Source organism: Endozoicomonas arenosclerae, assembly GCF_001562015.1.
In the GTDB taxonomy this organism is placed as follows: domain Bacteria; phylum Pseudomonadota; class Gammaproteobacteria; order Pseudomonadales; family Endozoicomonadaceae; genus Endozoicomonas_A; species Endozoicomonas_A arenosclerae.
This window is the reverse complement of the sequence record NZ_LASA01000065.1, coordinates 1-13946: the sequence shown is the minus strand read 5'-3', so window position 1 is coordinate 13946 and position 13946 is coordinate 1. Positions and strand designations below refer to the sequence as shown.

Here is a 13946-nt window from a genome sequence, read left to right as displayed (position 1 = left end):
AGGCTCGCGTTGCTTTTGCAATTCTTCTCAGCTACCCGGTTTCCCTGTTGGTTGCTACACCACAAAAAAACACCCTGTAAACCAATCCGCTTGTACGGTCACCGACTTTTATTATTGTTATTGTTTGTCGGTTCGCCTGCCTCATTATTATTGTTATTTGCGGCAGTTTTTTTGTTTTCGAACCTATATATACAATCGGCGTGCCAACTTTTTGAAAAACCGCCACACCCCCTGATATACGTACAACACGACAGTTAAGCCATTTGTCGTAAGTAGTTTTATCTAATCCAAATGTGTTACTTGTGCGGTTTACCCACGTAACAGTGGGATATTGACGTAACGTTTACAAACTTACATCCCCTGAAAACGACGCTACTGTCTGAACCTGGCCTTTTAAAAGCTCAGGTCCCGAATTCTGAAAAGATTGGCTTCTCCACTTTTGGGAAAGCCTTTCACTTCAGGTTTTACCAGCCGGTTGCTCACGCCATGAAGAATGGGAATGCCTGGCATATCTTCCGCGAGGATAGCTTCCAGCTCCTGGAAAGCCTGCTGCCGAAACTTTCTGTGCTCGGGTGTCAGCTTGCCTGTACAGGCTTTTTCCAGCAGAGCATCGAATTTTGGATTGTTATATTTCGAGTCATTAAATGGATCATCAGACTGGTAGATTTTAAGCATGTAGCAGGGCTCAGGATCTCTGACTACCCAGGTTTTTCGGGATAGCTCAAACTTACCCTGGGCAATATCCGCCAGCATACTGTTGAACTCCATATTCCTGAGCCTGGTTTTTACACCCAGACTGCGTTTCCACATGTCACTGATGGCAAGGGCTATCTGCCGATGTGACTCCCGGGTGTTATAAAGAAGCTCTACTTCCAGATCTGATCCTTGCTCAAAACCGGCTTGTTTAAGCAGTTCACGGGCCTTCTCATTCCGGGTTTTCTGCTCCTCGGTTTTATAAAAAGTGTCAGGAGCAATAAAATCGTAAGAACGAGGAGAAACTGTACTGTATGCCGGGCTTTCACCCTGCCTGGTAATCAGTTTCGTGATGACATCCCGATCAACAGACAGTGCAAGAGCCTGCCTCAGGTACTTATTAGAGAACTTCGGGTCGTTCAGATTAAATTCGTAAAAATAAGTGGAAAACGTTGGGTGCGTGCGAACCTCATCGGGCACCTGGGCTTTCAGCTTGCTATGGAAAATAGAAGGAAAACTGTCGGTGATATGAACTTCACCCGCCTGATATCGCTTCAGTTCAGCTTCAGGCTGGAGAGGAAGAAACATGACTTCTTCAATGTTGACCTGATCACTCTCCCGGTAGTGGGGGTTTTTAACCGCTGAGACATATTCGTTCACTACCCACTTATCCAGCTTATAGGCTCCGTTACTGATCAGGTTACCGGGCTGAGGCCATTTATCACCGTACTTTTCAACACTCTTACGATGGAGCGGCACCACTGTGAAGTTGATGCTGCTCAAAGCAAAAGGAACGGCTTTATCCAGCTGAATCTCCAGTGTGTGATCATCAACCGCCCTGATGCCCAATTGTTCAAGCGGCAGTTCTCCTGAAATAACTTTTTGGGCATTTTTCATGTGGAGATCCTTCAGGGACTGCGACCGCACCATGGCGTTTTCCGGGTTGGCGCAATAACGCATGGCAAAAACAAAATCATGGGCTGTCAGCGAATCACCATTACTCCATTTAAGTCCCTTGCGAAGCTGGAAAGTGAATAGCAAACCATCTTCTGACTCAGTCCAGCTTTCAGCCTGTGCCGGCAGAATCTGATAGTGCTTATCCATATAGGTCAGTCCTTCAAAGAGACTGGAGATCACATTGGAGTCGGATGTGGTTTCGGAATTGAACGGGTTCAATGTGCCGGGTTCAGAACCGTTACCCAGTACCAAAGTTTTAGCGATCAAGTTGAATGACAGGGATACCAGAAGAAATAGTGCCCACCGGAGAGAGCGGAGAAATCTATTCATTGTCGGACCACTTGTTGTTGTTTTGTCTGTATTGTCCATTTCCCTGAAATATTCAGAGCAGTATCAAAATAGCATGGATTTCTGCCGTGTACGCCCTTTTACAAGGCATTGACCCAGCTCTTCTGCTCACTGACCAGTGAGTGCCTAAAACCCTGGTCTTTAGATACGATTTATCCTTTACGTCCACGACTGTACCCAGCTTTACACATCCCCCTATTTAAATTCACAAGTTTGCCCATATAGTGTCTTTATAATGTCTTTCATGGCATCCCGAACTTATCAGGAACTATTCATGACAACAGATACCCATTTTGATTACCTGGTCATTGGCGGTGGCAGCGGCGGTATTGGTACTGCTAACCGTGCTGCCATGCATGGCGCAAAAGTTGGTCTGATTGAGGCCAAACACCTGGGTGGTACCTGTGTAAACGTTGGGTGCGTGCCTAAAAAAGCCATGTGGTTTGCCGGGCAGATTTCCGATGCCATCCATTATGGTCCGGACTACGGTTTCGACCTGGACCGTGAAGAAATCCTGAAAAACTTCAGCTGGAGCAAACTGGTCGAAAGCCGCGAAGCCTACATCAGCCGCATACATCAGTCTTACGATCGAGTTCTGGGTAACAACAAGGTCAATGTCATAAAAGGCTATGGCCGCTTTGTTGACGCCAAAACTGTTGAAGTTAACGGCGTAAACTACACAGCCGATCACATCACAATCGCAACAGGCGGTGAACCAGCAGTTCCTTCTATTCCAGGTGCTGATCTGGGTATTGATTCCGACGGTTTCTTTGAACTGACTGAACGACCGGACCGTGTTGCCGTTCTGGGCGCAGGCTACATTGCCGTCGAACTGGCCGGTGTCCTGCATGCCCTGGGCAGTGAAACCCATCTGCTGGTTCGTAAGCACAAGCCTTTGCGCAGCTTTGATGACATGCTTTCCGATACTCTGGTTGAGATCATGGAAGCTGAAGGCCCAACTCTGCATACCCACTCAGTACCTAAAGAGATCACCAAAGAGAGCGATGGCAGCCTGACTATCCACCTGGAAAACGGTAACAGCCTGAATGTTGATACGGTGATCTGGGCGGCAGGTCGTAAGCCTCACACCCACTCCATTAACCTGGAAGCAGCCGGTGTAGAAACCAACGAACGTGGCTACATCCCTGTAGACAAGTTTCAGAACACCAATGTGTCTGGCATTTACGCCGTAGGCGACAACATTGGCAAAATTGAACTGACTCCCGTGGCAGTAGCTGCCGGTCGTCGTTTGTCGGAAAGACTGTTCAACAACAAACCTGAAGAACATCTGAACTACGACAATGTCGCTACTGTAGTCTTCAGTCACCCAACCATTGGCACCGTGGGTCTGAGTGAAAATGAAGCCATCGAACGTCATGGTGAAGAGAATGTGAAGGTGTACACCAGCGGCTTTACCGCCATGTACAGCGCGCTCACCAGCCACCGTCAGCCCAGTCGAATGAAACTGGTGACAGTCGGTGAAGAAGAGAAAATTGTTGGTATTCACAGCATCGGCCATGGTTCCGATGAAATGTTGCAGGGCTTTGCCGTTGCTCTGAAGATGGGTGCCACCAAGGCTGACTTTGACAACACCGTTGCGATCCATCCGACTTCTTCGGAAGAGTTTGTGACCATGCGATGATGCCTAGCTGGAGGAGTCATGCTCCTCCAGCTCTTGTTCAGATTTAAGCTCAACAGCAGGCCGCTCAGCATTTTCCAACCTTGATTCCAGACGTATCACACTGTAGACCCTGTCCATATCAAAAGTACCGGGTAACCATTCCTGCAACGCTGGGAACTGATCAGCAAAGAAAACGGCTGGAACCCATGCATCTACAACGATACTGTCTTCACCCCACTGATCTGTTGCCTTCAGTTCACTGTTTTCCTTCCTATTCATTACCACAAAGGCATGACTGTAATCTTTCTCTTCACGACGCGAGAACTGATAAACAAGTTCTAACGGAAAAAGCCCCTGGCGATACAGGGAAAGAAACGAAGTCTCAGCAAGTGCCGAACAGTTCCCATAAGGACATATTCTGTTCAACTGCTCGGTCATGAAAATCTTTCTTAGACGTGCTGAGGCGGGTATCTGAAAAGTGTCGCMTTGATGTTGCTGCTTCAGCCAGGCCACATGCTTTCTGACAAAATTCTCTCTTTTCCTGTGCAACTGGAGCTCGTCGAATTCCAGGTACCGGCCAAAGTTATCCTTTATACCCGGTAACTTCAGCCGGTCAGATTCAGAGGGTGCCTTTGAAGTATCAATCTGATTGAGGTTACTGCTGCCGATGATCTTCGTTCTCGTGTCAGCCACAACAGATAGGGCAACTTCATATAATTTTGAACGATCAGAACCGTCTGATTTGCTACGAAGTCCAGGCAGAGGTTTCGTCTCCATTGGAGAAATACCTCTTCCGCAATAGAGACTGGATAAGGTCTTTGTCAAAGAAGGGGTGAAGGATCGGATTCCAGCCCGTATCCCTGAGGCTGCATTAAGCATATCTCTCATCCTGAGTGCCAAAACTGCTTAGATCGCCAAACCTGCCAAAGGTTCCTGCTAGCTCATCGGTAGCCATATAAGACAGAATCAGGAGAGATCGGCCTGTGCTATCTTGATGTCTTCACCTCATAAAGGTCGACAGGCCATGATCCCGTTAAAAATAATAACCCGACTTCCTGCTGCTTTCCTGAAACTGTTTCTCCTGCTGACGGCTCTGCAGGTTTCAGTCTATTTACCCATAGCCCAGGCTGCTGAAGTCCCGAAAGGTATCAAACTGTCCAAAGATCAGACCCTCAAACGTGCCCTGAGAGGTGATCCTGAATCCCTGGACCCGCATCTGGCCATTGGCATCCCGGAAGATCAGGTGACCCGGGAACTGTTTGAAGGGCTGGTGACCCAAGACCTTCAGGGCAACATTATTCCCGGTCAGGCTGAATCATGGACAACCTCCGGAGATGGTACCGTCTGGACTTTTACCCTGCGTAAAGGTCTGACCTGGTCTGACGGTAAACCATTGACGGCAGCGGACTTTGAATACAGCTTCAAGCGCCTGGCCAATCCGGATACCGCTTCGCCTTATGCATGGTATCTGGGCGCAATGGGCATCCAGAATGCCAGCGAGATTACCAAGGGTAAAAAGCCGGTTTCCACTCTGGGTGTAAAAGCCGGTCCCGGCAATACACTGACTCTGGAACTCAATCATTCGGCTCCCTACCTACTGGCTATGCTGACCCACCGATCCATGAATCCAGTGCCAAGAGCTGCCGTTGAATCCCATGGCAGAGATTGGGCTACCCCAGGCAAAATTGTCGTTAACGGGCCTTTCACACTGACCAAACGAGTCATTCGGGAACAAATCGTTCTGAACAAAAATCCTGAGTACTGGAATCAAAAAAACACGGTTTTAACTGAAATTACGCTCCTGCCAATAGAGTCAGAAACAGCGGCTCTCAATCGTTACCGCGCAGGTGAGCTGGACATTGTGTCCAGTATTCCAACCACTCACTTCACCAAGCTTTCCAACCAGATGCCTGAGCAGCTGAAAACCAGCCCAAGCCTGGCCACTTATTATCTGACATTTAATACCCGAGAAAAGCCGTTTGATGATGTTCGGGTAAGAAAGGCATTGTCGTACACACTGCAGCGGGAATTGATCACAAACAATATTATGGGGCAAGGCCAGACAGCTGCATATACCTTCACTCCTGAAACCGTTACGGGCTTTATCCCGCCTGAGCCAGGCTACAAAAAAATGTCCGCTCAGGAACGACTGAGTGAAGCTAAAAAGCTGCTGCAGGCAGCAGGCTACAGCAAAGAAAAGCCATTGACGTTCAACTACATCTATAACGCCACTGACAGCAATAAGCACATTGCAGTCGCCATTCAGGAAATGTGGCAGAAAAGTCTACCCGTTAAGGTCAATCTGGAAAGTCTCGAATGGTCCACCTACCTGCAGAGAAAACTGGACGGTCAGTATCAGGTAGCCAGGGCGCTGTGGGGTGGAGATTATGATGACGCCATCACCATGCTGGACGTTCATACCCCTGAACATGGCAATAACAGCAGCTTCTACAACAGCAAACAATACAATCAGCTGCTGGATCAGGCCAAACAAACATTAAACCGGGAAGAGCGTAACCGCCTCTATGCTGAAGCTGAACTGATTCTGGCATCGGACATGCCCATTGCTCCGGTTTACTGGAACAGCAACAATTACCTGATCAAACCAGACCTTAGAGGTGTCAGTTATGACAATCCGGAAGGACGAATCTACTCAAGAGAAATTTATCGGATAGAGCAATAATATTCAGTACCTGTCAGAAGCCACTAACTGGCTTCTGATGGGAACAACAAACAAAAAACCTGTTCATGCCTTTGCAACAGGGCTTCCTCCCGAGATGAAGCTCCATAGCTAACACTCAACCGTCTTTGACCTTCTCTCAGGGTTGACCAGATTGCAGATTTCATTCGAGAAAGCTGCTGGCTCAGTTCTGGCACCTGCTGCATTTGCCTGAATGACGAACTCCCTCTCATGGCAAAAATATTCTCAAGACAAAACTGAAAGCTATCCAATCGAGTTCCCAGCAACACTGTGTTTTCAATGCCAGTAATCAGCGCCATTTGTTCTTTATTCCGATAGAAAGACGCCAACTGTCTGACCAGCTCATCCTTGGATTGAGCCTGAATCTCTCGACCATCGAGGATGCTAAGTTGACCAAAACGCTGATAGATTTCCAAAACAACAGTTTCCAGCAGATCAGAAAGTGCTTTGAAATGGTAAGTGGTTGAAGCCAGGGAAACACCGGCTTGCTGGGCAATGCGTCGGTTAGTCAACGATGCTGGCCCTTCCTGAGCGATCAACTCAAGGGATGCATTTATAATCTTTTTTCGGGCTGGAGGAGCGTTGTCGTCGGCCTCATAGTGAGATAAAAACTGTCTTTCAGACTGCTGAACAAGAGATTCAAATGCCGGGAATGCTTTATCACCCTGCTCTGATCGGGCAACCAAAGCATGGATAAAGGCACTGACTTTTTCATAAAAGGCCAGTTCCATCAAAGCAGAAGGCGAATGATCAGCCGAGAGCCAGTAATACGCTTCTGCTGCGGAGTACTCAACCATAATTCGAGCAGTTTCTGCCCGCTGATATTCAGTCGCAATAACCTGACAACCTCTGAGCAAACTCTCCCAGTGCTGCTGTTTCATCTGATTCCATTGCTGGAGGATCAACAACCGTTCTCTTTCCCCTGAGGCACAACTACCCTGCAATTCATACCAGACCCGATTTGACTGATGAATCTCTGCAGACTCAGCTTTCAGCTCTTTCAACAACAATGTCAGAAGGTGAGCACTGGTGATCGAGAGGTCTGATAACTGCTCGGAAATAGCCCGCAAGCGACGGGTATCCATCTCCATCTGGTAACGAAAAGTCGCCTCAATCAGGCTTTCCTTATTGTCGAAATAGTAGGTCACCGCCGTAAAAGCCAACCCGGCCCGGCCAGCAATCGAGCGAAAAGAAAGAGAACGGATACCCTGCTCAGTCATGAGTTCACTGGCAGCGACCAGCAATCGGGTGCGGGAGTCGAGACTTTCATCATTCACTTCAAGGTTTCTGGATACGGCGACTGTCATAATTTTTGTTTACCCGGCATGAAACTGGAACCCTATCGTCTGTTTATGACGCTTTCGTTACATCCGTGACTGAGCACTCGATTATCCATAATCAACATCAAGAGAAAAACAGTACAAACGTAATACAAAATAAAAACAGGTTCGAATAAATATAAAAATCACCGAAAAATCCTAAATTTTTTGCATTTAAAAGAATATGAAATGAAACCTTCATCATTCTTTAATACTGTACATTTGTAATAACTGCATCTTGGGACTGCCCAAAAGGGCAAATTGACCAGCAGGAAAATAACAATGATACAGACGGAACGCCAACCTGTTGTCTGGCAGAGGACAAGCCTGTCGATACTGACTGCAGCTATTATGACCGGCCTTTATGGGATTCCCGCTCAGGCTGACAGCAAGGATGAAAAGATTGAAGAAGTGATTGTCACAGCCAATAAACGTGAACAGAGCTTTCAGGATTATGCTGGTGCCTTGCAGGTTATGAGTGGCGATGATCTCGAAGTTTCTGAAATACGTCATTTCGATGAGCTTAAAAATTATGTCCCGGGTCTGACGTTTAATGCAGAAGAAACACTCGACAGTCGCTTCGATCCTGTTATTCGTGGTGTTCCAGGCAATGACGGCTCACCAGACGTAGCACCTTCCGTAGGTGTTTATGTTGACGGTGTCTACCGACGCAGCTCAGTGGGCAACAGTATGGCCCTGCTGGACATTGAACGGGTCGAGGTTCTGAAAGGGCCTCAGGGTGTTCTTTATGGGCAGAATACTTTGGGTGGTGCCATCAATTTTGTCACTCGAAAGCCTAGCAAGGAATGGCAGGGCAAAGCCAGCGTTACAGCAGGCAGTTATAACCTTCAAAAATACGCGGCCCGCGCTTCAGGTCCATTAATAGAAAACCAATTGGGTGTAAGACTGGCTGGGCAGTTTTACCGTCAGGACAGCTATCTGGATAATACTCATCCAGGCGGTGATGAGGCCGGTAAAATCAAAGGCAACTATGCCTTTATGGCCGGATTTCTCGCCACGCCTTCGGACAATCTGGAACTGGATCTCACTGTCGACAGCCTGAGAAACAACAGTACCCCTTTGGCTCCAGCTTCCTACACTCATCCGTTTTATAAAAACCCGGCATTTGCTCCATTCCTCCCACCTGTTTCAGGAGAAAAGCCCTATGATGTGGCTGTAGACTCTCCTCTAAAGAACGAGACTGATCAGGATGGCATCTCCCTTAAAGCCACTTGGGATGTAAACAGCAGCTGGACCTTTACCTCCATCACCTCCTGGCGTGACACCAGCAACACCAATGAACGAGATCTGGACAGTACCGTTCTTTCTGGTCCACTTGAGCCTTTGGCTGGCTACGCCACAGGCGACACCACTGAAAATACAGTCACCCAGGAATTTCGTCTGAACTACGATGCAGGCGACTTCTGGCGCACAACCTCCGGTATTTTCTTTTTCGACTACAACAGCAAACAAAAATCTGACTACCGCTTTTTTGGTCAGGGCGGACCTGTCACTTCCAAAACTGATACCCGACAGTGGGCAGGCTTCACCAATGTCGAACTGTCTATCGGAGAACGCTGGATTGCAGAAATAGGTGGCCGTTACAGTCACTTAAAACGTGGTCTGGAAACAGAAGTAAAATCAGATTCAGGAACTTTCAGCAAGTTTACCCCAGCTTTAAAACTCTCTTACCTTGTAACGCCTGACTCCCTGATCTACGCCAGTTATACCCAGGGTTACAGAGATGGAGGTTACAAAGTTGATCCAACGGATCTCTCTTCAATCAACCCCTTTAAAGAAGAAGTACTGGACAGTTATGAGCTGGGTTTGAACACCCAAATAGGTGAAGACACCACCCTGCGATTGACCACATTCCTTTATGACTACAAGGATATCCAACTGGAACGAGAGGTGGAAAGTGGTATTGAGCTGATCGTCAATGCGGGTAAGGCCACTAATACCGGGGTTGAGCTTGAGCTTAAATCCAACCTGACCAGCCAGCTGACCACCTCGCTGAATGCGGCTCTGTTGAAAACCCGAATTGATGAGGGCCTTATAGGAAAACCCGGAGAACAAATAGACCTGAAAGGCAACAAGTTTGCCAATGCACCTCGCAAGACAGCTTCCTGGATTAACGATTATCGCATCCCGGTGAATGGGTTCGGCACCGTCAATCTCAGGGGAGAAGTCCTTTATACCGATGAATATTTTGATGACATCGAAAACGACCACTTGATTGATGGCTACACACTCTTTAACGCCAGCATCGTCTATCAGCCCTCGAACGCAAGCTGGGACGCCACTCTGTGGGTTAAAAATCTGACAGACAAGGAGTACGCAAGAAACAGCGGCAGCCTTGGAGTGACCTATGGTGCTCCCAGAACAGTTGGCGTGACTTTTAACTACCTGTTTTAGAAACATCGGGCGACCTTATCAATAGTCGCCTTAAATAATAAAAAGGCAAATAATGTCGTATAAAAACAAACCTCTTTCCCGCAAAGAGCTTTTTGGACTGGCTCTGCCCTCTGCATTGGGGGGCGCCTGGGCCTACCCTGTGGAAAGCCTTCTGCCCGCTTATCTGGGTGAAACCCAGGGCATGGTTCTGGCGGGCAGTGCCATTATGTTCATCCGGCTTACGGATGTACTGACCGATCCGGTGGTGGGGTGGTGGTCAGACAACTCCAACAGTCGATGGGGGCAGAGAAAACCTTTTATGATGGCCGGTGTCATCATGATGGTGACAGCTCTGCTGCTTTTGCTGTCCGAAACTGTCCACAGCTCTAGCCTGTTCATTGTTCTGGCCACCATGGGCCTCTACCTGGCTTCAACGTTTATCAGTACACCCCATGATGCCTGGGTAGCCGAGTACAGTAGCGACTACACCGAGCGAACCCGTATCAACAGCTGGAAAACATTGGTCGCCCTTGTCGGTGTTCTGGTCATCGTAGGCATCGGTATTTATGTCGATAAAACCTACAGCGGCGATAGCTGGATGAGAATATCGATACTGTTAGCCGCACTGATTGTCATAGCGCCCGTATTTGTCATTGCCAGCTTTTATCTGGTCAAGGAACCTGAAAAACAGCCCGATCTTTATGAATCTACGCCTGACTCTCCTCTATCACTGATGGGACTGCTCCGTGAACCGGCATTTCTGCGACTGTTTATCCACAACTTTTTATACAACTACGGACGAAGGTTCAGAGATGCGGTTATGGTGTTCTTTGTTGGCTCCATTCTGCTTCTGCCGGAACTGATCAGCACACTGTATCTGACCACTATCATGGGCACCTTTCTCGGCGTTATAGCCTGTAACCATTTAAGCAAGAAGATAGAGAAGCATCGTCTGATGTGTTTCGTCCTTCTGGCTATGGCGGCTGTCAGCCCACTGGCTCTCTTTCTCCCAAAGGAAGAGGCCTGGCCACTGATGACCCTGATGTTTGTCATTGGCACACTGGGCATCATTCCTACTGTACTTATGGGCTCAATGACGGCCGATGTCATTGATGATGACTATCTTCGCCATGGCCGCAAGCGTGCGGGTTCCATCAGTGCGGTTATGGAGCTGTCCGACAAGATTGCAGAGGGTCTGGGCATTGGCATGGTATTCCTGGGACTGGCAGCCCTGGGCTTTGATCCCCGCCCCGAAGCAGAAAGCACTAACCTGGAAGCCGTTACCCTGGTTTTCTCCTTCGGCACCGTTCCTTTCATGATCCTGTGTGCAGCCGTTATGTGGCGTTACCCACTGACCCGAAGCCATATGGAAACAATTCAGAGCAGTATTATTAAGCAGCAAAGCCAGACCGACTGCTCCAGTGAACAAAACGTCAACACGACTGAACACCCCTTGTCAGCAGGAAGCCAGTAATCATGACTATCACCAGCAGAAATATGCGCGACCTTACCGCTTCAGGCCTTCCTGATGACCAGAATATACGTACAGGTCAACTGTATCGCAGCGCTCATCTGGATCAGTTGAACGAAGGAGAGCTCAACAATTTTGCCTCTCTGGGTATTCGAACTGTTATCGACCTACGTCGGCAGCAGGAGTACTCCGATGACTCTTCTATGGAAAGGATCTGCATTCCAATAGGTGACGCCAAACCGGATCAGAAAAGGTTCTCGAATACTCGAAAAAGAGATGAGTCCATTAAACTCGGAGATATGTTCCAGCATTTGGGCATAGACAGCTCTGAGCTGCTGATCAAATGGACCTGTCAGAACTACCGGGAAAAAATACACGTCTATCGCAGTGAGTTTGTCGAAGCCGTGAAGATCTGTATTGATCCCAGTCGTATGCCGGTTCTTTTCCACTGCATTGGTGGCAAGGATCGAACAGGGATTCTGGCTGCACTATTGCTTGATCTGTTGGGCTACAGCCGCTCTCAAATTCTGGCGGACTACGAGGAAACCAATCAACAAAAGCCTGGTACCAATATCCCTCAGCCCTATGATCTTTCGACTCTGTCTGAAGATCTGCAAAAGACGCTGGGTCATGCTCATCCGGAGTATTTGCTCGCTGCCCTCAATACAATCCAGGAAGATTTCGGATCAGTGGAGAACTATCTGACTGAAGACACTGACATTACTCATGATCAACTTCAGACATACCGGAACTATATGTTTGACAAACAAGCCACTGAAACAGCGTGTTAAAGGCGACTCTGCTCAACCACTTTTACAATGGACTATAAATCTTATGAGCCAATTCACGGCTAGTATCGAGAGCCCCCGAACAGGCCTTATGGAAGGGCTCTATAACTTCCGTGAACTGGGCGGCTATAAAACCATTGATGGCAAACGAATCAGAAACGGTGTCCTGTTTCGATCCGATAGATTACAGCCTGCCACTGACGCAGATCTCGAATGGCTGGACAGCCTGGGAATCCGACTTCTGTTTGATTTCAGAACTGAGGAAGTCAGGAAAAAACACCCTAACCGTCTGCCGGAACGCACTTCCATTGAAACCCGAAATCGCCCAATCAGCTCTGCCGAGATAGGCAAACCCGAACTGGTTGATGGCTTGCAGTCAGGATCAGTTGGATTGGACGAAGCCGTTCAATATATGAAAAACAGCTACATCAATGTTGTAAAAAACTATCAGGAAGTATTGCGAGAACTGCTTCAGGAGGCCTCTCAGTCGAAGAGTACGCCTATTCTGTTTCACTGCTCAGCAGGAAAGGACAGAACAGGAATAGCTGCAGCCATGCTGCTGTTCTCTCTGGGGGTTTCCCGAAAGACTGTTTTCCATGACTACCTGCTGACCAATGATCTCAAAATGGATTATTTCAGCGAGACGGTACAGAAGTTTAAAACTCAGGCTCCTCACGGATCTGAAGAAGCCTTGCAGGCCATGCTCAGAGTGGACAGTTCCTACCTTGAAGCTGCTCTGGACTATATAGAAGAAGAATATCAGTCCATAGACAACTATTTGACAACCTCTCTTGGCCTGAACGAACAGTTGAGGCATAAGCTTCGCAGCAACCTGCTCGAATAATACCCACTTAGAGATAACCTGATCACAACTGAAAAAGAATTATGAAGATTACCAAAAGCAGGAATTTCCGAGATCTTACTGCTGCCGGCGCACCGGGCCAGCAATCAATTCGCACAGGTATGCTGCTACGAAGCGCCCATCTCGACAACCTGGACAATGATGAGAAAAGAGAAATCCATTCTCTGGGTATCAAGACGATCATCGACTTTCGCCGTACAGAAGAGCAGCTCACTCCTATCCCGGAGGGACTGGAGCATGTAAGCATGGTTCACATCCCAATCGGAGATGTTAAGCACGACGATAAAAAGATAAAAAAGACACCCAATGGCAAAGTTGATCTGGGCTCCTTGATGGCAGCCAATGAGATGATCGACATTGATCAACTCTGGATTAAAACCTGTGACCGTTACGAAGAAAAGATTATTAAATACCGTGACGAACTGGTTCAAGCCGTCAGCGTCTGCACCGATATAAAACGGCTTCCCGTTCTGTTTCATTGCGTTGGTGGTAAAGATCGCACCGGTATTCTAGGAGCCTGTCGGACTTAACCAGCAAAACAGGTAAAATCCTGATTCCAGTACCAGTAACACTCAAAGCACTATGAATAAGTGGAAGTTCAAACCGGTCGACCGAAACACTCCCGACCTTTTCCCTGCCAGCATCCAGGATTATCTTCCAGAAGGTCATATGGCTCGCTTTGTGGTGGATGTTGTTGACCAGCTCGACCTGTCTCCACTGATCAATTCTTATCGAGGCACAGGATCAAAAGGCTGGCATCCTGCCATGATGGTTTCACTACTGTTTTATGGC

Annotated in this window: 11 protein-coding genes; 8 read left to right on the top strand and 3 right to left on the bottom strand. The window is 48.0% G+C overall.

The features are described from left to right. Window positions 1-393 precede the first annotated feature (393 nt). Complete coding sequence (locus tag WG89_RS09255; RefSeq protein WP_172806762.1) at window positions 394-1980, bottom strand: peptide ABC transporter substrate-binding protein; 1587 nt, start codon at window positions 1978-1980, stop codon at window positions 394-396. A 292-nt stretch (window positions 1981-2272) separates the two neighbouring features. Between WG89_RS09255 and gorA the strand changes: the two genes are divergently transcribed. After that, window positions 2273-3640: a glutathione-disulfide reductase gene (gene gorA, locus WG89_RS09250; RefSeq protein ID WP_062264634.1), complete on the top strand. Its 1368-nt coding sequence runs from the start codon at window positions 2273-2275 to the stop codon at window positions 3638-3640. A gap of 3 nt (window positions 3641-3643) precedes the next feature. On the opposite strand, the gene WG89_RS09245 is transcribed toward gorA, so the two are convergent. Continuing rightward, the gene (locus tag WG89_RS09245) at window positions 3644-4396 is read right to left on the bottom strand and encodes a hypothetical protein (RefSeq protein ID WP_062264631.1); all 753 of its coding nucleotides are present in this window, start codon (window positions 4394-4396) and stop codon (window positions 3644-3646) included. Between the two features lie 217 nt (window positions 4397-4613). Between WG89_RS09245 and WG89_RS09240 the strand changes: the two genes are divergently transcribed. Beyond that, window positions 4614-6302: a peptide ABC transporter substrate-binding protein gene (locus tag WG89_RS09240; protein ID WP_062264628.1), complete on the top strand. Its 1689-nt coding sequence runs from the start codon at window positions 4614-4616 to the stop codon at window positions 6300-6302. A 23-nt stretch (window positions 6303-6325) separates the two neighbouring features. Here the strand turns inward: WG89_RS09240 and WG89_RS09235 are convergent, their stop codons facing one another. Beyond that, a complete protein-coding gene (locus WG89_RS09235) occupies window positions 6326-7627 on the bottom strand; it encodes a TetR/AcrR family transcriptional regulator (RefSeq protein ID WP_062264625.1) in 1302 nt (433 codons plus the stop codon). A gap of 294 nt (window positions 7628-7921) precedes the next feature. Between WG89_RS09235 and WG89_RS09230 the strand changes: the two genes are divergently transcribed. The 6 genes from WG89_RS09230 to WG89_RS09205 form a co-directional block, all read left to right on the top strand. Continuing rightward, window positions 7922-10054: a TonB-dependent receptor gene (locus WG89_RS09230; RefSeq protein ID WP_062264623.1), complete on the top strand. Its 2133-nt coding sequence runs from the start codon at window positions 7922-7924 to the stop codon at window positions 10052-10054. A 52-nt stretch (window positions 10055-10106) separates the two neighbouring features. Then, window positions 10107-11507, top strand: coding sequence for an MFS transporter (locus WG89_RS09225; protein ID WP_062264620.1), 1401 nt, complete (start codon window positions 10107-10109; stop codon window positions 11505-11507). A 2-nt stretch (window positions 11508-11509) separates the two neighbouring features. Continuing rightward, window positions 11510-12295 (top strand): tyrosine-protein phosphatase, encoded by a 786-nt coding sequence (locus WG89_RS09220; protein ID WP_062264617.1) that lies wholly within the window; start codon window positions 11510-11512, stop codon window positions 12293-12295. 43 nt (window positions 12296-12338) lie between these two features. Beyond that, window positions 12339-13136 carry a tyrosine-protein phosphatase gene (locus tag WG89_RS09215; RefSeq protein ID WP_172806761.1) on the top strand — a complete coding sequence of 266 codons (798 nt, stop codon included), beginning with the start codon at window positions 12339-12341 and terminating at the stop codon, window positions 13134-13136. 41 nt (window positions 13137-13177) lie between these two features. Continuing rightward, window positions 13178-13684: a tyrosine-protein phosphatase gene (locus WG89_RS09210; protein ID WP_062264611.1), complete on the top strand. Its 507-nt coding sequence runs from the start codon at window positions 13178-13180 to the stop codon at window positions 13682-13684. A gap of 52 nt (window positions 13685-13736) precedes the next feature. After that, a partial coding sequence (locus WG89_RS09205; RefSeq protein ID WP_479686489.1) for a transposase occupies window positions 13737-13946 on the top strand: 210 nt, incomplete at its 3' end.